Source organism: Cypionkella sp., assembly GCF_030652235.1.
Classification (GTDB): domain Bacteria; phylum Pseudomonadota; class Alphaproteobacteria; order Rhodobacterales; family Rhodobacteraceae; genus Cypionkella.
Genome location: NZ_JAUSBA010000058.1, coordinates 1 through 23,899, shown reverse-complemented (window position 1 = coordinate 23,899; position 23,899 = coordinate 1). Strand labels below are relative to the sequence as shown.

The following is a 23,899-nucleotide window of genomic DNA, read 5'->3' as shown; positions in this document are numbered from 1 at the left end:
GATGCGGGTTTCGATGAACTCGGCCAAAAGAGACACTTTCTTCACGCCCTTCAGACCTGCCGTTTACAGGATATTTCAGCCTGGCGGCCCGGCGCCGACTGACGCACCGACGCCGTAGACCAAGGCGGTGGTCGCTAAAGAAATCATCGCCCTGCCGGCCCAGCCGATGCGCCCGATCAACGGAATAAACCGGGAAACCAGCGCCATCGCAGCGGCAAAAGGCAAGATCAGCCATGCCGGGGCCTGCATGAATCCCAGCAGGCCCAGCACGAAAAGAACAAGCGCGCCAATCATGGCGCGCCTCGCTTATTGATCAAGGAAACTCCGCAGCTTGCGCGAACGGCTCGGGTGCTTCAGCTTGCGCAAAGCCTTCGCCTCAATCTGCCGGATACGCTCGCGCGTCACCGAGAATTGCTGGCCCACTTCTTCCAAAGTGTGATCGGTGTTCATCCCGATGCCAAACCGCATCCGCAACACCCGTTCTTCCCGTGGCGTCAGGCTGGCCAGAACCCGAGTCGTCGTCTCTTTCAGGTTTTCCTGAATAGCCGAATCCAGCGGCAAAATCGCGTTCTTATCTTCGATGAAGTCGCCAAGCTGGCTGTCTTCTTCGTCGCCAATCGGGGTTTCCAAGGAAATCGGCTCTTTGGCGATCTTCATCACCTTGCGGACTTTTTCCAATGGCATTTGCAGCTTTTCAGCCAATTCTTCCGGCGTCGGTTCGCGGCCGATTTCGTGCAGCATTTGCCGGCCGGTGCGCACCAGCTTGTTGATCGTCTCGATCATATGCACCGGAATACGGATGGTGCGGGCTTGGTCGGCGATCGAGCGGGTGATCGCCTGACGGATCCACCATGTCGCATAGGTGCTGAACTTATAGCCCCGGCGATATTCAAACTTATCAACCGCCTTCATCAGGCCGATATTGCCTTCCTGAATCAAATCCAGAAACTGCAGCCCGCGGTTGGTATATTTCTTCGCAATCGAGATCACCAAACGCAGGTTGGCCTCGACCATTTCTTTCTTGGCCTGACGGGCTTCTTTCTCGCCCTTCTGCACTTGGTTCACGATCCGGCGGAATTCGGAGATATCGACACCGATATAGGTGCCGACTTGCGCCATCTCGGCGCGCAAATCTTCCACCTTGTCGCGGCTTTTCTCGATCAGCGCCTGCCAGCCACGGCCCGCTTTGGCGGCCATCTTGTCCAGCCAGTTCGGGTCCAACTCGTAGCCTTGATATTCGTCGATAAACTCGCGGCGGTTGATCCTAGCTGCATCGGCCAGCTTCACCATGCCGGAATTGATCGCCATGATCTTGCGGTTGATGCCGTAAAGCTGGTCAATCAGCGCTTCGATCCGGTTGTTGTGCAGATGAAGCTCATTCACCAACACTACAATTTCGCCGCGCAATTTCTGGTAGGCCGATTCTTCGGTCGCCGAGAACCGCGACTTTTCCGACAAAGTCGCAGACATCCGCAGATCCTGCATCTCGGCCAGCTTGGTGTAGTCGCGCGCGATCAGGTCCAGCGTTTCCAGCACCTTCGGCTTCAGCGCCGCTTCCATCGCGGCCAGCGACATCGAGGTGCCATCATCCTCCTCATCATCATCATCATCCGAACGCATCAGCGGATTGCCGTCAGCATCCAGTTCAGGTTCGTCTCCAGCCGCCCGACGCGGGGCAGCCTCCACATCGGCGCCTTCCAGATCAGCGCCAACCAGACCTTCTTCACCATCCAAAGACCGCCCGAAGGTGGCTTCCAGATCAATCACGTCGCGCAGCAGAATGTCTTCGCTCAGCAATTCGTCGCGCCAGATGATGATCGCCTGAAACGTCAGTGGGCTTTCACAAAGCCCCGCGATCATGGTGTTGCGGCCCGCCTCGATGCGCTTGGCAATCGCGATCTCGCCTTCGCGCGACAGCAACTCAACGCTGCCCATCTCGCGCAGATACATGCGCACCGGATCATCGGTGCGATCCAACGCCTCGGTCGTGGTGGTGACAACAGCCACGTCGCGCGCGCCCGATCCGGTTTCCACCAGATCGCCGCCAACCACAGGCTCGCCTTCCTCAACATCCTCGTCTTCAATGACGTTGATGCCCATCTCGGACAGCATCGACATCACATCTTCGATTTGCTCGGACGACACCTGTTCGGGCGGCATCACATTGTTGAGCTGCTCGTAAGTGATGTAGCCCCGCTCACGCGCGTCAGCGATCATTTTCTTGACGGCCGCTTGGCTCATATCAAGGGAAACGTCCGCCTCATCGGCTTCGGGTTTGCCGTCGTCGGTGTCTTTCGAGGCCATGAGCGCTCCTAGGTCAAAACGGGGTGGTCGGGTCGAGATAGCGAATCAGAGTCAGTCAATCGAATCAATAGCGCGAATCACGGCAGGGGAAAGCCGAATCAGTGAAAACCCCGTGATCTAACGCTTCGGGCCGTCCTTAGAGAACTGGATGCTGTCCCACAAGCTGCGAGCCCCTTCCAATTCGTCCTTATCCATCTGCACGCCATTGCTGGCCATAACCGCCTCGGCCGTTTTGCCTTTTGGGCCAGCAGAGGCAGAAAACCGCGCCACATTGGCTTGGGATATCCGCCAGGTCAGGCCCTCATCGGCCAGACCTTCGATATCTTCCATCGCCTCGGCGATCTCACGCTGCGCCCCCCTGCTGGCTTCCAGATGCGTCAGAGCCTCGGCAATGCAGAATTCGGCAAGCTCGCTGTCGGTGCGGTTTCTCACCGGCGGTGCGATCTGAACATGGGGGCGGGCAAGCAGCGCATCAAGGGCAGCGGGCGCTGCCTGCTGAATTTGGTCATAAAGCTGGGCAGGCTGGGCATCATGCCCGATCAGCAGTTGGCTGCGCAGGGCATGGTGGCCGTCTCCGATCAACTCCATGCGTTCCAGCGCAGATTCAAAGCGCCGGATCAGCCGGGGATGAAAGATCAGCACCGCTAAAATCACTGCCTCGCGCAAAACTTCCTCGGCGCGTTCAGGAGCAGCGGCCAGCATGGAATCCTTGGTAGACGCTACAGGCGGCATTTCAACCGTCGGCCCAAAGCGCCCCTTCTGCCCCGGCTGGCGCGGGGTGTAAGGTCTGGCAACACGCGGACGTTGCCCAAACAACTCCCAGCGCAACTGCTTGATATCCTCGCCGTAATGGCTGCGGATCGACGGGTCCGCGATGCGCTTCAAATGCGCGCGCAGGGATTTGTCCAAAGCCGCCTTGCGCTCGGGGCTGTCAAATTGCTTGCCCTCGATCTCGCGCTGCCACAGCAGTTTGACCATCGGCACCGCTTGATCCAGCACCGCCTTCATCGCCTGCGCGCCCTGCGCCTTGATCAAATCATCCGGGTCCATGCCCCCCGGCAGCACCGCAAAGCGCAGGCCTTTGCCCGCCTCCAACAGCGGCAAAGCCAGATCAATCACCCGCAAGGCCGCCCTGACGCCTGCCGTATCGCCATCCAAAGCAATGATCGGCTCATCCGAAATCCGCCACATCAACCGCAACTGATCTTCCGTTACCGCCGTGCCCAAAGGCGCGACCGAGGCCTTAAACCCAGCCTCTGACAGCGCAATCACGTCCATATAGCCCTCGGCCACCACCAAAGCCGCGCCCTTACCCGAGGCTTCCCGCGCAGGCGCATGGTTGAACAGATTGCGCCCCTTGTCGAACAGCTCGGTCTCCGGTCCGTTCAGATATTTCGCGGGATCATTAGGGTCCATCGCCCGCCCGCCCAGTGAAATGGCTCTGCTGCGCCCGTCACGGATTGGGAAGATGATACGTTTCCGGAATCTGTCGTAGGGCGCGCCGCCCTTGTCTGATCTAGCACAAAGCCCCGCGTCAACGAGAAGGTCATCAGCGATACCCTTCTGCTTCATCGCTAATTGCAGCCCATGCCAGCCATCCGGCGCGAACCCAATCTCCCAACGATCCTGCGCCTCTACCGACAGCCCGCGCTTGGCCAGATAGGCCCGCGCCTCAGAGGCCGCCGAGGTGCGCAGTTGCAGCCGGAACCACTTCGCCGCCTCTTCCATCACCTCAACCAGTTGCGTGCGCCTGTCCGCCACCTGCGCCGCCCGCGGGTCGCGCGCGGGCATCGGCATCCCGGCTTCCCGCGCCAGAACCTCGACCGCCTCCATAAAGCCAAGGTTGTCGGTTTCCTTGATAAACGTCACCGCATCGCCTTTGGCCTGACAGCCAAAGCAATAGTAAAACCCCTTGCGGTCATCGACATGAAAGGACGCGGATTTTTCCTGATGGAACGGGCAAGGCGCCCACATATCGCCCTTGCCCTGATTGGATTTGCGCGGATCCCACGTCACTTTCCTGCCCACAATCGAGGACAGCGAGACGCGGGTGCGCAATTCTTCAAGGAAACCAAGTGGCAGACTCATGCCCCGTTATATCAGGTCTGATAGCCCCTCTGTCCAGTGCGCCGCTTGCATTTCACATTGGCTTAAACACTTCCGCCGGAGGCTTCTACGGCCAGTGTAAAGTGCCTCCGGCGGAGATATTTGAGCACAGAGGATGACAATTTTAGACAGATTTTAGGCAATTTACCCCAGCCGATCGCGCATCACCTGATGGAAAATCTGCACGCCCAGCGGGATCAGCGCATCGGGAAAATCGTAGTCCGGGTTATGCAGCGCCGGATGATGCTTACCCACGCCCAGAAACAACATCGCAGATCGCGTGCCGCCCTGCCCAAACCGGCCGAAATCTTCCGAGGCCCGCATCGGCAGATCGCCCGCATCAGATGGCATTCCCAAGGCGTCCAGCGCGTGGGCCAGATGGGCCACCGCCTGCGCATCATTTACCGAAGCCGCGAAATCGTCGTGGTGGCTGAAGCGGATGCCAAGCCCCTGCGTCGCAGCCTCTGTCCGCGCCATATCCATCGCAGCGCTGCGCAACGCCGCCATTTGGTCATCTGCCATCGTGCGCAGGGTCGCCCAAAGTTCCGCCGCTCCCGGCGCAATCCCGAAAGCCGCCTCACCCAGCCGCGCATGAGTGATTGTGACCAAACGGTAGTCCCTGCCCAAAGCCCCGCCCTGCCCCAGCGCGCCAATCGCAGGGATCAGCCGCGCCAAAGCCAGCGCAGGCGACAGCCCTGTTTCCGGCAAAGACGCGTGCGCAGTCTTACCTGTCAGTGTGATCTTCAACCCTTGGCTGGCGCAATTCACCGCCCCCGCCTTCAAGGCTGAATGCCCAAACGGCAGCCCCGGCATGTTGTGGATCGAGAACGCCCAATCTGGCCGCAATGCTGCAAAACGCGGATCAGCCACCACCGCAGCCGCCCCCGAGCCATCCTCCTCGGCAGGTTGGAACATCAACACCACCCTGCCCCGTGCGGGCCTTTGGCGTGCGATCAATCGGCCCAACCCGATCAGCAAAGTCATATGGCCGTCATGCCCGCACAGATGCCCCTTGCCGGGAATGGTCGAGCGGTGCGCAGCCTCTGACAGTTCCCTGATCGGCAGCGCATCAAGTTCTGCTCGATACAGCACCGTCGGGCCCGCCTCAGCACCGTCGAACACCGCAGCCACGCCATGCCCGCCCAGCCCCGTCACTATGTGATCAGGGTCAAGCCCCGCCAAAGCCTGCACGATACGCGCCGCTGTGGCGGCTTCCTCGCGCGACACCTCTGGATAACGATGCAACTCACGCCGAAACGCGGTCAGCGCGCCCAAATCCTGCGCCGAAAGCATCACGCCGCCCGCGCCGCCAAGGTTTTCAGCGCCACTTCAATCTCATGCCACGCCGTCCGCGCCATGGACCTGAACAGCATCAACCGGAAGCCATCCTCGGCCACGCGCAACAGCACCATCGACATGTGATACAGAGGCGTGCGCGCCGCAGCCCCGACCGGAAACGCGCTCAGCCGCAAATCCATCGGCACATAGCGCGCCAACGCCTGCACAGCCAAAGGCCCCTGCAACGACAGGCTGACCCAACCGCCAGATTGATCCGTCACCGCTGCCAGCCCGCTCAAATCCGGGCAATCCACCCCGATCAGAAACGCCTGCTCGCGCCCCGCCCAAGCGATCATCGCGTGACCCTGCATCGTAAAACTGTTTACCGCAGGAAAGCCAAAGCCAAGCGCCTTCAATGCATCCCCCACCGCGTCCCTTTGTCCCGGATAGGGCGCGATCGAGCAGACCACGCCATGATCCACCTCGGCCAGCACCGTCCCCGCCACCACCAGCGTCTTGCCCGCCAAAGCGGTCTTTGCGATCAATTCAGGCACGCAATTTCTCCCCGTCTTTGTCGTGGAACACCGGATCGCAAACTTCGGCCAGCACATCAATATCGCGCAGACGGTCAATCACCCGCACCGTCTCACCCACGCGCGCCCGACCGTTCACCAGGAACCCCAGCCCCAGATCGCGGTCAAACATCGGCGAATATCCGACCGAGCTGATATGGCCCTGAGAATTCATCCGGCTCAAATCAGCCCCCGGCACGAACAAATGCGCCCCCGAGGTGATCTTTTCCGCCCCCAAAGGCTTCAACCCCACCATCTGTGCCCGCTCTGGCCCAACCAGACCGGGCCGGGTCGCCGCCAGCTTGCCAATGCAATCCTTCTTCGCCGACACCATTTTCGCCGCACCAATATCAAATGCCGTCACCCGGCCATCAATCTCGGCATGGGTGATCAGACCCTTTTCGATCCGCAGCACGTTCAGCGCTTCCATGCCATACGGCCCGCCGCCCATGGTTTCCGCCCGCGCCACAAGGTCACGGAACAAAGCCTCGCCATAACGGGTCGGCACCGCAATCTCATAGCCTTCCTCGCCCGAGAAGCTGATGCGGAACAGCCGCGCTTGCACACCGCCGACCGTCACCGCCCGCGTCGCCATGAACGGGAAATCGCTCAAAGGCTGATCGAGGTAGCCGTTCAGCAAAGCCCGCGCCATTGGTCCTGCCACCGCGAACTGTGCCCAAGACTCCGTTACCGAGATAAACCGCACATCCCAGTCCGCGCATTCGCTTTGATGCACGAAATCCAGGTGCCGCATCACCAGACCCGCAGCCGCCGTTGTGGTGGTCATCAGATAGTGATTTTCCCCAAGCCGTGCCGAGGTGCCATCATCCAGCACATAGCCATCCGCCCGCAACATCAAACCATAGCGCACGCGCCCGACGGCCAAGGTGCTGAACATATTGGTATACACCAGATCAAGGAACCGCCCCGCGTCGCGGCCCTGAATATCAATCTTGCCCAAGGTTGAGACATCGCACACCCCAACCACGCCCCGCACGTAGCCAATCTCGCGGTTACACGACGCAAGCCAACTCGCCTCGCCGGGCTTCGGGAAATAGCTGGGCCGATACCACAGCCCAGCCTCAATCATCGGCGCACCCCTATCGCGGCTGGCCTGATCCGAGGTCAAAAACCGTTGCGGCGCAAAGCCCGCCCCGCGCCCGCCCGCCCCCATAACCGCAATCGAGGTTGGAACAAACGGCGGCCGGAATGTCGTCGTCCCGGTCTCGGGTATCCCCCGCCCGGTGGTATCCGCCAGCACCGCCAGCGCGCCTACGTTCGAGTTTTTGCCCTGATCCGGTGCCATGCCTTGGGTCGTATAGCGCTTCATATGCTCGACAGAAGAATACCCCTCTTGTGCCGCCAGTTTCACATCCTTGGTGGTCACGTCATTGGCAAAATCGAGCCAAGCCCGTCCCTTGCCAGCCACCTGCCACAGGGGCGCGATCACATAAGGCAACCCTTCGGCGGTCGGCAAAACTGCATCCGCTGCCGCCCTATTCAGCCCACGCAACGCCGCCTGCGCCGCCGCTTGGCCTTCGCGCAGACAACCAAGCGTATCAAACGCCCCATTACAAGCCCCCGCCGCTTGTAAATGCGGCACCGCATCCGCCAGCGGCACAAAGGCCGCCAAAGACGACTCCCACCGGGGCCGCCCGTTCAGATGGCAGGTGATATGCAGCGTCGGGTTCCAACCACCCGACACCGCCAACAGATCGGTTTCCAAAGCAAATTCACCGCCGACATGCGTGCCAGTGATCGCCCGCAGCCCCAAACGCCCCTTGGTGTCGGTAACTTGCGCGCCCAGATACACCGGGCAATCCTCAACCGCACTGGCATCCGTCCGGCTGTCCAAAATCGCCGCCACCGTCACGCCCGCCGCCATCAACTGCCGCGCCACAGCCCGCGCGCCGTCGTTGTTGGCGAACAAAGTCACCCGCTTGCCGGGCACCACGCCGAACTTGTTCAGATATGTTTGCACCGCAGACGCCAGCATAATCCCTGGACGATCGTTCATCGGGAAGGCAATCGAGCGCTCCAACGCCCCCGCCGCCAGCACCGTCCGCGCCGCTGTGATCCGCCAGAAACACTCGCGCGGCAAATCCGGGCGCGGCCCCTTGTGCAGCCCCACCCGTTCCACCGCCGAATACTGCCCGCCGTCATAGGCCCCGGTCACCGTGGTGCGCGCCATGAGCCGCACGTTGGGCAGCGCCTTCAACTCGGCCTCAACAGCCGCCACCCATTCGCCCGCAGGCTTGCCATCGAGATGCGCGTCATCGGCCAGCAGACGCCCGCCCAAAAGCCAATCCTCCTCGCACAAGATCACATCCGCGCCTGCCCGCGCCGCCTCCAACGCCGCCATCAAACCCGTAGGCCCAGCGCCAATCACCAGCACATCGCAGAACGCAAAGGCCTTCTCGTAATGCCCCTCATCATGCTTGCCCGACAGGCTGCCAAGCCCCGCCGCCCGCCGGATGATCGGCTCGTAAATCGCCTCCCAAAACGCGCGCGGCCACATGAAGGTCTTGTAGTAAAACCCCGCCGACAGGAACGGCGACACCATATCGTTCACCGCCATCACATCAAACCGCAGGCTGGGCCAACGGTTCTGACTGCGCGTGTTCAGCCCCTCAAAAATCTCTTGCACCGTGGCGCGCACATTGGGGGTCTGGTTCGACGCCCCAATCACCTCGATCATCGCATTGGGTTCTTCCGACCCCGCCGTGAGAACCCCACGCGGGCGGTGATATTTGAACGACCGCCCGACCAACTTGACGCCATTGGCGAGCAGCGCCGAAGCCACGTTATCACCCTTAAAGCCCTGATAGGTCTTGCCATCGAACTTGAACGAAACCGGCCTCATGCGGTCAATCAGCCCCTTACCTGCAATCCGCATGCTCAGGCCTCCTTCTTCTTGGCAACCAGTTCCGATCCCAGAACCTCATGCGTGATCGTATTGCGCGTCACCACCATCCAAGCCCCACAACCCGTCTCATGATACCAGACATCCCGCGTCACCCCCGCCGGATTGTCGCGCAGGAACAAATGGTTGTCCAAGTCCTCAACCGTCCCCTGATCGGTGGGCCGCTTCAGATAATCCTCGGATCCGTAGTAATAAAACTCGCGCCGATCCCGCGTGCCACAAAGGGGGCAAGGTATACGCATCTCTCTACTCCCTTAATGCAGGTTATGTTGGCTGCCGGTGGCTTCTTCGTCCATCACATGGCCGGTTCGGAAGCGGTCCAGACGGAACCGCCGCGCCACCTCGTGGCTGTCCCCGGTCGCCATCAGATGCGCCATACACCAACCACTCGCCGGAGCCGCTTTGAAGCCGCCATAGTTCCAACCCGCATCGACAAACAGCCCATCGACAGGGGTCTTGTCGATGATTGGGCTGCCATCCGGCGTCATATCCATAATCCCGCCCCAAGACCGCAGCACCTTCGCACGCCCGATCATCGGCATCAGCGTCATCGCGGCCTCCATCACATGCTCGACCATCGGCAGATTGCCCCTCGCTGCATAAGACGCATAGAAATCCAGATCACCGCCGAACACCAAACCACCCTTGTCGGACTGGCTGATATAAAAGTGTCCCATCCCGAACGAGATCACAGAATCAATGATTGGCTTCAGCCCCTCGGTGACAAATGCCTGCAACACATGGCTTTCAATCGGCAACCGCATCCCCGCCATCGCCGCGACCTGACTGGAACGCCCCGCCACCACCATGCCTACCTTCTTCGCCCGGATCGCCCCGCGCGTGGTCTGCACGCCCTGCACAACGCCGTTCACAATATCAATACCAGTGACTTCGCAGTTCTGGATCAAATCAACCCCGCGCCGATCCGCGCCGCGCGCATAGCCCCAAGCCACCGCGTCATGCCGCGCTGTGCCACCGCGCTTGTGCATCAAACCGCCATAAATCGGGAACCGCGTCTGCGCGAAATCCAAGTAAGGCGCGAAGTCCTTGACCTGATCCAAGTTCCACAACTCGGCATCGTCGCCCTGATTGATCATCGCATTGCCGCGCCGCGCCAGCGTGTCGCGCTGGCCATCCGAATGCGCCAAGATCAACTGGCCGCGCTGGCTGTGCATGACGTTATAGTTCAACTCGGCCTCAAGCCCTTCCCACAGCTTCAAGGAATGCGAATAGAACTCGGAATTCCCCGGCATGTAGTAATTCGCCCGCACAATCGTCGTATTGCGCCCGATATTGCCACCGCCAAGATAGCCCTTCTCCAGCACCGCAATATTGGTCAGCCCATGGTTCTTCGCCAGATAATACGCCGTCGCCAGCCCATGCCCACCACCGCCAATGATGATCGCGTCATACTCGGCCTTCGGCGCTGGATTGCGCCACGCAGGCCCCCAGCCCTTGTTGCCGAACAACCCTTCGGTGATCACCTTCAACCCGGAATAACGCATGGGGTGGCTCCTTGCTTGGCCTTGCGGGCAAGTGAACCCGCTTTGCATGGGTTATTCAACAGTCAAACCCGAATAACTGTGCCATCCGCGACAAATCATGTCGCAGGCCTGTCAAGCTGCCAGCGTTTCATCTGTTCTCAAATATCCCCGCCAGAGGCTCCTACGGCAGATGTCGGATGCCTCCGGCGGGGATATTTGAGCCAGCCTGAAAGCCCTTACAGCCCCTTTGACTTATAGGTCGCCGCAATCCGCCCGATTGACACGATATACGCCGCCACCCGCAGATCGCCCACTTCGGGCCGGCCATGCCAAACCTCACGCATTGCCTGATACGCGGTGCGCATGGTGTCATCCAGGCCGGATCGCACCAGTGCCAACTCGTCCGAGCCTTGCAGAAATTTCTTCTTGAAATCCGGCGTCAACTGCCAGCCGAGGTGCTGGTCGTTCGACAACCGCTCCAATTCTTCGACCAAAATCCGCGAACGGCTTTCCTCGGCCCGTCGCTGCATCCGGCCAAAGCGGATGTGGGACAGGTTCTTCACCCATTCAAAGTAAGACACGGTGACGCCGCCCGCATTGGCATACATATCGGGAATGATCACGCAGCCCTTGGCGCGCAAAACCTCATCCGCGCCATAAGTGATCGGGCCATTGGCAGCCTCGACGATCAACGGCGCTTGAATCCGCGCCGCGTTGGAAAGATTGATCACGCCTTCAAGTGCTGCCGGGATCAGGATATCGCAGGCGATTTCAAGCACCTTGGCCCCATCAACGACATGCTTGGCCTTGGGATAGGCCGCGAGCAAGCCATCGTTGCGGTTCATCCATTGCCGCACATCTTCCACGTCGATACCGCCTTCGTTCACCAAAGCGCCGTCGCGCTCGATGATCGCGATCACCTTGGCACCGTCTTCTTCCGACAGAAATTTCGCCGCGTGATAGCCGACGTTGCCGAGGCCCTGCACAATCACCCGCTTGCCGTCCAAATCGCCCGACAGACCCGCCATCGCCGCATCTTCCGGGTTACGGAAAAACTCACGCAGCGCATACTGTACGCCGCGCCCGGTGGCCTCGACCCGGCCCTGTATGCCGCCCGCATGCGGTGGCTTGCCGGTGACGCAGGCCTTGGCGTTGATATCGGTGGTGTTCATCCGGGCATATTGGTCGGCAATCCACGCCATTTCGCGCTCGCCCGTGCCCATATCCGGGGCGGGGACGTTCTGCGCCGGGTTGATCAGGTCGCGCTTGATCAGCTCGTAGGCAAAGCGCCGGGTGATCTGCTCCAGCTCATGCTCATCCCAAGCCCGCGGATCAATGCACAAACCGCCCTTTGATCCGCCAAACGGTGTCTCGACCAACGCACATTTATAGGTCATCAGCGCGGCCAAAGCCTCAACCTCGTCCTGATTGACCCCCAATGAATAGCGGATGCCGCCCTTCACCGGTTCCATATGTTCGGAATGCACCGAGCGATACCCCACGAAGGTCTCCATCTTGCCGCGCAACCGCACGCCAAACCGCACCGTATAGGTCGAGTTACACACCCGGATTTTTTCCTGAAGCCCGGGGCCAAGGTCCATCAGCGCGGTTGCCCGCCGAAACATCATATCTACGGATTCGCGAAAACTCGGCTCGCCTGCAACGCTCATGCTCATTCCTCCCAAAATGCCGTCTCTCACCCGGCAGAGCGCGTTTTACGCTCCCTCAACACCTACTGCCGTTTGCTTAATAAACCAGCAAACAATGTAGGCAGATTTGAGCCGCTTTTGACCAAAAGTGATTCGAAATTGTACAATTTGGGCGATAGTGTGGCTGCCCGTACAACCTATACGAAAGTATACTGTCGTCGGTTTCGCCACAGTAAAATATCTGCATTACCAGTGTTTCCAGCCCCCCCACAATGCCCCCTGCCTGCCCATGTTGCCACAATTTTGCCATAACTTCTGGGCAGCAAAAAGGCGAAACGGTGTGTTTGCGGGGGCAGCATCCGATGTGGCTTGTAAAGGAAAATAGACCGTGGTTTTTGCCCCCTCCCCCCGCGCTCTGATGCGCAATCTGATTAATCACAGCCAGCGCTTTCAGCGCGAGGAAGACGGCTCGCTGATCATTTTCGCGCTGGTGCTATTCTTGCTGATGGCGATGATGGGCGGCTTTGCCGTCGACATGATGCGCTATGAGCAGACCCGCACCGCCCTGCAAAACACGCTGGATCGCTGCACCCTGATGGCAGCCAGTCTTGACCAGAGACTCGATCCTGAATCCGTGGTCAAGGATTGCGTCGACAAGGCCGGGTTTGGCACCGATCTTCAAAGCGTGCTGGTGACGCAAGCGCTGAATTCGCGCAGCGTCGTCTCGAAGGGCCGCGTCGATACCAAGCCGTTCTTCATGCACCTGATCGGCATCAACAAATTTGACGCCCTTGGCACCTCTGGGGCCGAACAAGCCATCACCAATGTCGAAATCGCGCTGGTGCTGGATGTGTCCGGCTCGATGACTGGGGCCAAGATCGCCAACCTCAAGATTGCCGCTGCCGAGTTTGTCGATAACATGCTGGCCAACGATCCCAATCACCGCATTTCGATCACGATCGTGCCCTACAATGCGCAGGTTAACCTCGGCTCGGTGCTGCGGGCGAAGTATCAGGCGGTCAATCTGCATGGCGTGGCCGACGTGAACTGCCTAGAGCTGCCAACGTCGGTGTTCAGCGCCCCCGGCATCCCGCGCAATGTCGATTTGCCGATGATGGCCTATGCCGACCATAACTATAACACCAGCCAGACCAATGCCGCTGTCTCGCCAACCTCCAGCGCGGCGCTGCCGAACTATGCTGCCGCCTTTTGCACCAAGCAGCCTGCCAATATCGTGCGCCTGCCCAGCCAGAACGCCACCACCCTGAAATCCCAGATCAATGGCCTTGTCGCAGGCGGCAACACCTCGATCACTTTGGGGATGAAATGGGGCGTATCGCTGCTCGACCCTGCGGCGCGCGGCATGTATACTGAGTTGATCGGCGCGGGCCAGATGGGCGCGAACCTGTCCGGCCGCCCGTTCAATTACACCGACCCCGAGTCGATGAAAGTCATCGTGCTGATGACCGATGGCGAGCATGTTGCCCACAACCGCGTCACTAATACCTATAAGACTGGCCCGTCGCCGATCTACAAAAGCAGCGGTGGGGACTATTCGGTGTATCAGGCCGCACATGCTGGTAACAAATACTGGGTGCCGCATTTGGGCACATGGTCGGCCACCCCCTATAATGGCGGTGCGCAGCAAAACTGGGAAACCGTCTGGACCAATTTGAAGGTCAGCTATGTCGCTTGGCAATTCTACGCCCGCGCCTTGGGCAGCAGCAGCACCGCGCGCAGCACGATCTACACCAACCAGATGAACGACATGGTACAGACCTATGACTCGGTCAGCGGCATGAATGCCTCGCTGCAACAAAGCTGCGGGCAGGCCAAGCAGAACAACATGCTGGTCTATGGCATCGCGTTTGAAGCCCCCAGCAATGGCAAAACGCAGATCATGCAATGCGCCACCTCGGCTGCACATTACTTCGACGCGCAGAACGGGGCCGAGATTCAGGCGGCGTTTCGGACCATCGCCTCGAACCTGACCCAGTTGAAACTGACGCAATAACCCAAGCCCCCCGATCCCGGCATCGGGGGGCGCATTTCCTGCATCGGTCAAATCAATGCCTCAACCTCACATGACGTCTGATTCGCACCGCCCGCCGCTTTACGATGCCCGGGCGCACAGCGGGAAAGCCAATTTGGGTCATTCTATCCAAGATTGCGTTCAATCTTCCTGTGATTGTGCCAAACCACGCAACAATGCCGCCCATCGGCGCAGTTTTCCGCCAAAATTATGGCTTTTGCGACAAGCCGCCCACAATCTGAAACACCAAAGCCATAGTTTTGCCCAAGCCCACGCGCTTTATGCCGCTTCAAGGTGTGTTTCTATGCTGCGTCGCCCGGTGCCCCGCACCGCAAGCCACGAGCTGAAGTTGGGGTGTGTCCATGTTCATGGCGAACGTTGGAAATCAGGATTGCGGCCAAACCAAACCGCGCGTTGCGGTGTTGAAACGCTTTTGGGCGGCGCAAGACGGTTCGCTGACCATTCTGGCGCTCACCCTGTTCCTGCTGATGGTGATGATGGGCGGCCTCGCGGTTGATCTGATGCGCTACGAACAAACCCGCACCACGCTGCAAAACACCCTTGACCGCGCCACGCTGGCATCGGCCGCGCTGACCCAAACACTGGACCCAAAGACCGTGGTGGCAGATTACTTCACCAAGGCCGGGATGGACAAATACCTGAAAAGGGTCATCGTGTCCGAGGGCATGAACTTCCGCAACGTCACCGCCGATGCCGCTGCCGCCACTGATCCGTATTTTCTGCATCTGATTGGTCAGGACAAGTTGGATGCACTGGGCCATTCGATGGCCGAACAGCGCGTCACCAACGTCGAGATCATGCTGGTGCTCGATGTGTCGGGCTCGATGGCGTCCAACAGCAAGCTGGTCAACCTGAAAACCGCCGCCAATGAATTCGTCGACACCGTGCTGTCCAGCGATGCCGAGCACAAAATTTCGATCGGCCTGGTGCCGTTCAACGGTCAGGTCAATATCGGCCCCGACCTGCGCGCCAAATACACAGGCCTCACCGATGATCCCGGCGTGACCAATGTGCAATGCGTGGATATGCCCAGCACCGTCTACAATGCCACGGCACTGCCGACCAACACCGCAATGTCGATGACCGCGCACGCCGACACCTATTCCGGCACCAACCAGACCAACGCATGGGTGGCTTATACCGACACCAACTATGCCATCGGCTACCATGTCACCAATAACGCGGGGAACGTCTGGTGCCCGCCGATTGCCGGCAACATCATCCGCCTGCCCGCCGAGACAATTTCAACCCTGCAAACCCAGATCAACGGGCTTTCCGCGATTGGGGCCACCTCGATCAATGCCGGGTTGAAATGGGGTTTGGCGCTGATGGACCCTTCGGCAGCCCCCATGTACACCCAGTTGATTGGCGCGGGCAAAATGGCCGTCACTCTCAGCGGGCGCCCCTACAGCTTCACCGATCCCGAGGCGATGAAGGTAATCGTGTTGATGACCGATGGCGAGCATTTTGCCGAAGAACGGGTCAACGCGGCCTATAAAGGCGCCACGTTGTCTCCGATTTGGAAGAGCAATGTCGATGGCAACTATTCGATTCAACATACCGGCGTTTCCGGCAACCAATGGTGGGTTCCCCATCTCAGCCGGTTCCAAGCCGTGAAATGGACCAACTCAAGCAACACGCTGACGGCCACACAGCAATCATGGCAACAGGTCTGGAGTTCGATGCGCCTCAGCTATGTCGCATGGCAATTCTACGCCCGTGCCTTGGGCAGCACCAGCTCGGCGCGCAACATCGAATATGCCAACCGGATGGCCGCAATGCGCACCCAGACCCCAACCACCACGATGGACAGCCAGTTGCAACAAATCTGTGGGTTGGCCAAAGGTCAGGGCGTGATCGTCTATGGCATCGCGTTTGAAGCCCCGACCAACGGCCAGACCCAGATTCGCAACTGCTCGACCTCGGCTGCGCATTATTTCAACGCCTCGGGCCTGCAAATCCGCACTGCGTTCCGCGCTATTGCCAGCAACATCAGCCAGTTGAGGTTGACGCAATGATCCGCTGGTTCAGACGCCTCCGTCCTGCGTTTCGGCGCGAAGACGGCACCGCCGCGATGGAGTTTGTCCTTGCGGTACCGCTCTTGATCACCATCTTCATGGCCTCGTTTGAAGCTGGTCTGCTGATGATCCGCTCGATCATGCTGGAACAATCCGTCGATATGACGATGCGCGAGTTGCGCTTGGGACATTACACGCTGCCCGACACCGCCTTGCTGAAGACCGAGATTTGCAAACGCACCGTGATCTTCAAAGATTGTCAGGCCAACATCACCATCGAGATGACCCGGATCACCACCACCGGTTGGGCGCTGCCCACCACCGGCGTCGCCTGTATTGACCGCTCAGAAGACATTGTGCCGGTCACCTCGTTTGTAATCGGCCAGCAGAATGACCTCATGTTGATACGGGTCTGCGTTGTGCAAGACGCGCTGTTTCCCACCACAGGTATCGGCCTTGGCCTGCCGAAAGACGGTCACGGCGGCTATGGCGTGATTTCGACTTCGGCCTTTGCGGTAGAACCAAGTTGAGGGTAACTCTATGAAATCGCTTCGTAACATGTTCCGCCGTTTTGGCCGCGACGAAAGCGGCGTGCTGATGGCCGAGGCTATCATCGTGCTGCCTTTCATGCTCTGGTCCTACCTCGCGCTGTTCGTTTATTGGGACGCCTTCCGCTCGGTCAACACCTCGCAGAAGGCCGCCTATACCATCTCGGACATGATCTCTCGTGAGATGATTACCCTGCCCGCCAACTACATCACCGGGATGCGCGATCTGATGCGCTACCTGATTGACAACGATCAGACCGTCAGAATCCGCGTCACTTCCGTCACTTGGTCTGACGCCAACGCCCGCTTCGAAGTTCACTGGTCGCGCTCGCCGGACAATGCAGTGCCGCTACTGACCACGACCACGCTACAGACTTACGCCTCACGCATCCCCAAGATGGCCGGGGGTGATTTCGTGACCATCGTCGAAACATGGGTCAGCTATCATCCGGCTTTCGACGTCGGCATGGATGATGAAGAGATCAAGCAGTTCGTGGTCACCCGCCCCCGCTTCTTCACCTGCATAAGCGTCAGCGCGACGCCCTGCCCGATCTCCTAAGCCGTGGCGCGCCCACAACATCCATTCGCGCAAATCCGCACATAAGACCTACACATTCGCGCCTTGCTGCAAATACGCACCAGACCTACCTTGGAGACAACGCAATTAAAGGAGCTTGCCATGTCTCTCCGCCCCGTCCTCAGCCAATCCACCGCCCAGCCGCATATCGAAGGCGCAGGCGTGCACCTGCACCGCGCCTTCGGCTTTGGCGATCCAACCCAGTTCGACCCCTTCCTGCTGTTCGACGATTTCCGCGGGGAGACCCCGCGTGATTACATGGCGGGTTTTCCGTGGCATCCGCATCGCGGCATTGAAACGATCACCTATGTCCTCGCGGGCGCGGTTGATCACGGCGACAGTCTTGGCAATCGCGGCACGCTGAAAGGCGGCGATGTGCAATGGATGACCGCAGGGTCGGGCATCCTGCATCAGGAAATGCCGAAGGGCAACGCCAAGGGCCAGATGCATGGCTTCCAGCTTTGGGCCAACCTGCCCAAAGCTCTCAAGATGACCCCGCCGCGCTACCAAGACGTCAAATCCAACGACATTCCGGAAATCATGGATGACGATGGCAGCATCGTGAAGGTGATCGTGGGGTCGTTCTGGGGCAAAACCGGGCCGGTGGACGGCATCGCCGCTGATCCGCAATACCTTGACGTCTTTGTGCCACCAGAAAAGAAAAAGACTTTCAAAATTGACACCCGCCGCCATGCCTTCGCTTATATCTTTGAAGGCGCTGGCAAATTCGCCGACAGCTCCCGCCCACGCGGGGTGCTGCTGGAAAAGGAATACAAGGGCGAGGAGCTGAACATCCGCGATCTCTCGGGCAACCGCACCCTGATTGAATTTGGCCGCGGCGATGAAATCACCGTGCAAGCCGGCCCCAACGGCATCCGCTTTCTGCTGGTCTCAGGTGCCCCGATCCAGGAACCCGTCGCATGGCACGGCCCCATCGTGATGAACACCCAAGCCGAGCTGCAACAAGCCATGGCCGAATTGCGCAACGGCACTTTTATCAAACCCGCACATTAAAACCATTTGTTTTTGATCTGGTGCAAAGCCCTAAAAAGCTGCGCCAGATCAAACGCACTGCATCTGAAACCTGCGCCCAATCGCAACAAAAAACCAAACAACCACAACATATTGTGGTTGTTCTCTCAAAAATAGACACACACCACAAGTTGCTCCCAGCTGGGAATACTTTCTACGGTCAGAAACTTGGCTTTGGATCGCCCCCTCATCGCGCCGAAACCCGCGCATTGAACCTGCCCCCCGCGCGCGGTATGCTCTGCAGCATGATGCGCGCCCTTCTCCTGTTGCTCAGCCTTTCCGCCTGTGCCCAATTCCCCGAAGTGGATGCAGGCGCGCGCACCAATCTGCCCACCCCCAACTTGTTGCCCACGGATCAACTGATCTCTGGCGTCAATCAGACCACGCCCGCTGATCCGCTGGCAGGCCCGGTTGCCACCCTGAACGCCCGCGCCGCGGCTTTGCGCGTTGAAAGCTCCAGCCCGTAACGCCCGCGTTGCACCCCGGCCCGCCATCAGCTAACACCCGGCGCAAGCAATCTGAAACGGAGTTCCCTCATGTCTGCCAAACCCCTGCGCATTGGTCTCGCTGGTCTTGGCACTGTGGGCATCGGGGTGGTGAAGATCGTGCAAGCGCATGCCGATCTGATCGCCAAACGCACCGGACGCGCCATACAGATCACAGCCGTCTCCGCCCGCGATAAAACCAAGAACCGCGACGCTGATCTGTCCGCCTACGCTTGGGAAACCGATCCAGTCGCTCTTGCTCAACGCGATGATGTCGATGTGTTTGTCGAGGTGATGGGCGGCCACGAAGGCCCCGCCAAACTGGCCACCGAAGCCGCTATCGCCGCTGGCAAAGATGTGGTCACCGCCAACAAAGCCCTGCTCGCCCATCACGGTCAAGCGCTTGCCCTCGCCGCAGAAGCCGCAGGCCGCGTCATCCGCTTTGAAGCCGCCGTCGCAGGTGGCATCCCGGTGATCAAAGCGCTGACCGAAGGGTTGGCCGCCAACCAAATCAAACGCGTGATGGGCGTGATGAATGGCTCATGCAACTACATCCTGACCCGGATGCAGAACGAAGGCCTGTCTTATGCCGAAGTGTTCGACGCCGCCCAACAACTCGGCTACCTAGAGGCCGACCCGAACCTCGACGTCGGCGGCATCGACGCGGGCCATAAACTTGCCCTGCTCGCCGCCATCGCCTTTGGCACCCAAGTCAGCTTTGACGCAGTGGAACTTGAAGGCATCGGTGCGATTTCCATCGACGACATCAAACTTGCCGCCGACATGGGCTATCGTATCAAACTGCTGGGCGTGGCCCAAATGACAGGGCGCGGGCTAGAGCAACGCATGACCCCCTGCCTTGTCCCCGCCGATAGCCCGCTGGGCCAGTTGCAAGGCGGCACCAACATGGTGGTGCTGGAAGGCGATTCCGTCGGCCAGATCGTGCTGCGTGGCGCAGGCGCAGGCACGGGCCCCACCGCCAGCGCCGTGATGTCCGACGTGCTCGACATCGCACGCGGCCTGCGCCTGCCCACATTCGGCCAGCCCGCAAACACGCTTGCCACCCCGCAAGCCGCCCAATCCGCGACCCCCGCCAGCTATTATCTGCGCATGAGCCTGCTGGATAAACCCGGCGCTCTGGCCAAAATCGCCACCTGTCTGGGCGAGGCTGGCGTCTCGATTGACCAGATGCGGCAGTACGACCACGAAGGCGACAAAGCCACCGTGCTGATCGTCACCCACAAAGCCACCCGCGCCGATATTGATCACGCAACCGGGCGCTTTGCAGGCACCGGCGTGATGGTAGGCGCGCCCGTGGCGTTGCGGATCGAAGAAGTTTAACCGCGATTCGCAAAGCCTTGAAGACCACAAGCCTCGCCCTGTGCCCGCCAGCGCAGCCTAAGCACAGCGGCAATACGCCCTAAAATCTTGCAACTCGGCGGATTACCTCAGCGCCCTCAAACTGTTAGCGCCACCATCCTTGCCGCCCTGCGCGCCCCCGGCTAGACGAAGGAAAATCAATTTCCCGCAAGGATATCTCATGGCCGACGTCACCGAATTCCAAGACCGCCTGCTTTCGCTTGGCCTCGCCCGCGTGTCTGAGGCCGCAGCCCTCGCCTCGGCCAAACTGATCGGGCGCGGCGATGAGAAAGCCGCAGATCAGGCTGCGGTCAACGCCATGCGCGACCAGTTGAATATGCTGGATATTGCGGGCGTCGTGGTGATCGGCGAGGGTGAGCGCGACGAGGCGCCGATGCTCTACATCGGCGAAGAAGTCGGCACCGGAAATGGCCCCGCCGTCGACATCGCACTTGATCCGCTGGAAGGCACCACGCTGACCGCCAAAGACATGCCAAACGCGCTGACCGTCATCGCCATGGCCCCGCGCGGCACCCTGCTGCACGCTCCCGATGTCTATATGGAAAAACTCGCCATCGGCCCCGGCTACGCCCGTGACACGGTGACGCTTGACATGGCCCCAGCCCAACGCGTCCGCGCTTTGGCCCGCGCCAAAGGGGTGGCCGCCGACGAGATCACCGTCTGTATCCTAGAGCGCCCCCGGCACGAGGCTTTGATCGCCGAGGTCCGCTCCACTGGCGCTGCCATCCGCCTGATCACCGATGGCGATGTCGCAGGCGTCATCCACTGCGCCGAAAGCGAAATCACCGGCATTGATATGTATATGGGCTCCGGCGGCGCACCCGAAGGTGTGCTCGCGGCCAGTGCCTTGAAATGCATGGGCGGGCAGATCTACGGTAAGCTTTTGTTCCGCAATGACGACGAAAGATCCCGCGCCTACAAGGCAGGCATCACCGATCTGAACCGCATCTACACCCGCGATGAGATGGTCACCGCCGACGTGATCTTCGCGGCCACGGGCGTCACCCAAGGTTCGATCCTGCAAGGCATCAAAATCGAACCCGGATGGGTCACCACCGAAACCATCTTGATGCGGTCAAAAACCGGATCAGTGCGCCGCATGCTTTATAAAAGCCCAATGAAATAAGGGTGCAACCGATTTCCGATCCGGAAATCGTGCCGGAATTTCTCAAATTCCGCCTTGCTCCGGGCCGCGCTGTCAGGCACACCCACCCCCATGACAGCGCGCGCCTTCCTCTCCGTCGAACACTCGCTCACCCAGCGCCGCTGGATCGGCCCCGGCGATGAGGCCGAACGTCTGGCCGAGGCGATGGCGCAAATCACCCGCCTGCCCCTCGCGCTCTGCGCCACGCTTGTTGCGCGCGGCGTCACCCCGCAAGACGCCCCGGCTTTCCTTGCGCCGCAACTGCGCGATCTGCTGCCCGATCCGCTGAAACTGCGCGACATGGCACGCGCCGCCGCCCGCTTCCTGCATGCGGTAAAAACCCACCAACGCATTGCAATCTTTGCTGATTATGACGTGGATGGCGGCTCCTCTGCCGCCTTGCTGATCATCTGGCTGCGCGCCATGAACAGCCAGGCCACGCTCTATATCCCAGACCGTATTGACGAAGGTTACGGCCCCAACGTGCGCGCCATGGCCGAACTGGGCAGCAAACACGACCTGATCCTCTGCGTCGATTGCGGCACCCTCAGCTTTGATCCCATCGCCGCCGCAAAATGCGATGTCGTGGTGCTCGATCACCACTTGGGTGCCGAAACCCTGCCCGCCGCCTTCGCCGTAGTGAACCCCAACCGCCAAGACGAAGACGGTGATCTCGGCCATCTTTGTGCGGCTTCCGTGGTGTTCTTGATGCTGGTCGAGGCCAATCGGCAGTTGCGCGCCGACGGCAGCCAAGGCCCTGATCTGATGGCGCTGCTTGATCTCGTCGCCCTCGCCACGGTCGCGGATGTGGCACCCCTGATCGGCGTCAACCGCGCCTTCGTGCGCCAAGGCCTCAGGGTCATGGCCCGCCGCGAACGCGCAGGCCTGCGCGCCCTCGCCGATATCGCTCGCATGGACCAAGCCCCCACCCCCTACGCTTTGGGCTTCCTGCTTGGCCCCCGCGTCAACGCGGGCGGCCGCATTGGCCAAGCCGACCTCGGCGCGCGGCTGCTGTCCACCGATAGCCCTTCCGAGGCAACGGCCTTGGCCGAGAAACTTGACCTCTTGAACACCGAGCGCCGCGATATCGAAGCCCGCGTGCGCGAAGAAGCCCTCTCGCAAGCCGAGATGCGCGGCATGGACGGCCCCCTCGTCTGGGCTGCGGGTGATGGCTGGCACCCCGGCGTTGTCGGCATCGTCGCGGCCCGGCTGAAAGAAGCCAGCCACCGCCCCGCCGTGGTGATCGGCTTCGATGGCAACGAAGGCAAAGGCTCCGCCCGCTCTGTCACCGGTGTTGATCTCGGCGCGGCAATCCACCGTCTGACCACCGAAGGACTGCTGTTGAAAGGCGGCGGTCACAAGATGGCCGCAGGCCTGACGGTGGCGCGCGATAAACTCGAAGCCGCGATGGAACGCCTTTCCGAACTGCTCGCCAAACAAGGCGCAGGCGCGGGTGGGCGCGAAGACCTGCGCATCGACAGCCTGCTGATGCCCACCGCCGCAACCCCCGGATTTGTCGAGCAAATCGAATCCGCAGGCCCGTTCGGCGCCTCCGCCCCCGCCCCGCGCTTTGCCTTCGCCGACACCCATGTCACCACCCGCCGCATCGGCGAAAAACACCTGAAAATCAGCTTCGGCGACAGCTTGGGTGCCCGCCTCGAAGGCATCGCGTTTGGTGCCTTTGACACCGATCTTGGCCCCGCCTTGGAAACCCCCGGCCACCAACGCTTTCACTTGGCAGGGCGGCTAGAGTTGAACACATGGGGCGGTCGCACAAAGGTGCAATTTCGCCTGGAAGATGCGGCAAAAGCCTGATTTTTCCTCTTGCGAAGCGCCAAATCTGCCCTTAAACACCGCCGCACGACAGTGGCCCGTTCGTCTATCGGTTAGGACACCAGATTTTCATTCTGGTAAGAGGGGTTCGACTCCCCTACGGGCTGCCACTTCCCATATTTATTTGAATGAAATCAAGTAGTTGCCCCTAGGGCTACTTCTCTGCCTAAGGATTGCCTATGCTTCGCAAAGGCGGGTCTTGGCGTATCGAAGCTAATGAACCAATCACGGAAACGTGAACAAGCAACTTTGCGCCCGCTACACTCTGCTGCATAAATACAGGTGCGGCGCAATGGTGCGACCGTAGTTCATTCCAAACACAGGAGATTTCAAAATGGACATTGCGACAATCACGACGAAAATCGACCAAGATGTTGATTTGCACTGAGAAGTGACCCGGGTTTTTCATCGAGAATTGACCCACCTTTGATTATGGATTTTGGGTCATGCTTGGGTCAAGGGCGAGTTTCACTCCTTCTTTTTTTGGGCTGCAGCGGCTGAGCTTGCCTTGAA

The 23,899-nt window shown here is 60.1% G+C and carries 18 protein-coding genes and 1 tRNA gene; 10 read left to right on the top strand and 9 right to left on the bottom strand.

The window, feature by feature from the left end:
- Positions 1-75: 75 nt before the first annotated feature.
- The 9 genes from Q7V03_RS19860 to Q7V03_RS19820 all read right to left on the bottom strand — a co-directional run bounded on the left by Q7V03_RS19860 (position 76) and on the right by Q7V03_RS19820 (position 12,337).
- Positions 76-294 carry a hypothetical protein gene (locus tag Q7V03_RS19860; protein WP_304927324.1) on the bottom strand — a complete coding sequence of 73 codons (219 nt, stop codon included), beginning with the start codon at positions 292-294 and terminating at the stop codon, positions 76-78.
- Between the two features lie 12 nt (positions 295-306).
- Positions 307-2,304 carry an RNA polymerase sigma factor RpoD gene (gene rpoD, locus Q7V03_RS19855; protein ID WP_304927323.1) on the bottom strand — a complete coding sequence of 666 codons (1,998 nt, stop codon included), beginning with the start codon at positions 2,302-2,304 and terminating at the stop codon, positions 307-309.
- Positions 2,305-2,421: 117 nt separating this feature from the next.
- Positions 2,422-4,392 carry a DNA primase gene (gene dnaG / locus Q7V03_RS19850; protein WP_304927322.1) on the bottom strand — a complete coding sequence of 657 codons (1,971 nt, stop codon included), beginning with the start codon at positions 4,390-4,392 and terminating at the stop codon, positions 2,422-2,424.
- A gap of 162 nt (positions 4,393-4,554) precedes the next feature.
- A complete protein-coding gene (locus tag Q7V03_RS19845; protein ID WP_304927321.1) occupies positions 4,555-5,703 on the bottom strand; it encodes an amidohydrolase in 1,149 nt (382 codons plus the stop codon).
- Positions 5,703-6,242, bottom strand: a complete 540-nt coding sequence (locus tag Q7V03_RS19840; protein ID WP_304927320.1) for a sarcosine oxidase subunit gamma — start codon at positions 6,240-6,242, stop codon at positions 5,703-5,705. The genes Q7V03_RS19845 and Q7V03_RS19840 overlap by 1 nt, the downstream gene beginning before the upstream one ends.
- Complete coding sequence (locus tag Q7V03_RS19835; protein WP_304927319.1) at positions 6,235-9,156, bottom strand: sarcosine oxidase subunit alpha family protein; 2,922 nt, start codon at positions 9,154-9,156, stop codon at positions 6,235-6,237. Before Q7V03_RS19835 ends, Q7V03_RS19840 begins: the two co-directional genes overlap by 8 nt.
- A gap of 2 nt (positions 9,157-9,158) precedes the next feature.
- Entirely contained in the window at positions 9,159-9,425 is a 267-nt protein-coding gene (locus Q7V03_RS19830) for a sarcosine oxidase subunit delta (RefSeq protein ID WP_304927318.1), read from the bottom strand.
- A gap of 12 nt (positions 9,426-9,437) precedes the next feature.
- Positions 9,438-10,688, bottom strand: coding sequence for a sarcosine oxidase subunit beta family protein (locus Q7V03_RS19825; protein ID WP_304927317.1), 1,251 nt, complete (start codon positions 10,686-10,688; stop codon positions 9,438-9,440).
- A 215-nt stretch (positions 10,689-10,903) separates the two neighbouring features.
- The gene (locus Q7V03_RS19820) at positions 10,904-12,337 is read right to left on the bottom strand and encodes a Glu/Leu/Phe/Val dehydrogenase (RefSeq protein ID WP_304927316.1); all 1,434 of its coding nucleotides are present in this window, start codon (positions 12,335-12,337) and stop codon (positions 10,904-10,906) included.
- A gap of 397 nt (positions 12,338-12,734) precedes the next feature.
- Here Q7V03_RS19820 and Q7V03_RS19815 point away from each other — a divergent pair, with 397 nt between their 5' ends.
- The 10 genes from Q7V03_RS19815 (at position 12,735) to Q7V03_RS19770 (ending at position 23,496) form a co-directional block, all read left to right on the top strand.
- Positions 12,735-14,330 carry a Tad domain-containing protein gene (locus tag Q7V03_RS19815; RefSeq protein ID WP_304927315.1) on the top strand — a complete coding sequence of 532 codons (1,596 nt, stop codon included), beginning with the start codon at positions 12,735-12,737 and terminating at the stop codon, positions 14,328-14,330.
- 380 nt (positions 14,331-14,710) lie between these two features.
- Positions 14,711-16,387: a TadE/TadG family type IV pilus assembly protein gene (locus Q7V03_RS19810; RefSeq protein ID WP_304927314.1), complete on the top strand. Its 1,677-nt coding sequence runs from the start codon at positions 14,711-14,713 to the stop codon at positions 16,385-16,387.
- Complete coding sequence (locus Q7V03_RS19805; protein WP_304927313.1) at positions 16,384-16,917, top strand: TadE/TadG family type IV pilus assembly protein; 534 nt, start codon at positions 16,384-16,386, stop codon at positions 16,915-16,917. The genes Q7V03_RS19810 and Q7V03_RS19805 overlap by 4 nt, the downstream gene beginning before the upstream one ends.
- 10 nt (positions 16,918-16,927) lie before the next feature.
- The gene (locus tag Q7V03_RS19800) at positions 16,928-17,494 is read left to right on the top strand and encodes a TadE/TadG family type IV pilus assembly protein (protein WP_304927312.1); all 567 of its coding nucleotides are present in this window, start codon (positions 16,928-16,930) and stop codon (positions 17,492-17,494) included.
- A 120-nt stretch (positions 17,495-17,614) separates the two neighbouring features.
- Positions 17,615-18,526, top strand: a complete 912-nt coding sequence (locus tag Q7V03_RS19795) for a pirin family protein (protein ID WP_304927311.1) — start codon at positions 17,615-17,617, stop codon at positions 18,524-18,526.
- Positions 18,433-19,011: a hypothetical protein gene (locus Q7V03_RS19790; RefSeq protein WP_304927336.1), complete on the top strand. Its 579-nt coding sequence runs from the start codon at positions 18,433-18,435 to the stop codon at positions 19,009-19,011. Before Q7V03_RS19795 ends, Q7V03_RS19790 begins: the two co-directional genes overlap by 94 nt.
- 69 nt (positions 19,012-19,080) lie before the next feature.
- The gene (locus tag Q7V03_RS19785) at positions 19,081-20,370 is read left to right on the top strand and encodes a homoserine dehydrogenase (RefSeq protein WP_304927310.1); all 1,290 of its coding nucleotides are present in this window, start codon (positions 19,081-19,083) and stop codon (positions 20,368-20,370) included.
- A gap of 199 nt (positions 20,371-20,569) precedes the next feature.
- On the top strand, positions 20,570-21,535 hold the full coding sequence (gene glpX / locus Q7V03_RS19780) for a class II fructose-bisphosphatase (protein WP_304927309.1): 966 nt from the start codon (positions 20,570-20,572) through the stop codon (positions 21,533-21,535).
- A gap of 90 nt (positions 21,536-21,625) precedes the next feature.
- Complete coding sequence (gene recJ / locus Q7V03_RS19775) at positions 21,626-23,368, top strand: single-stranded-DNA-specific exonuclease RecJ (protein WP_304927308.1); 1,743 nt, start codon at positions 21,626-21,628, stop codon at positions 23,366-23,368.
- A gap of 53 nt (positions 23,369-23,421) precedes the next feature.
- Positions 23,422-23,496 (top strand) — tRNA-Glu (locus Q7V03_RS19770).
- The last annotated feature ends 403 nt before the right edge of the window (positions 23,497-23,899 follow it).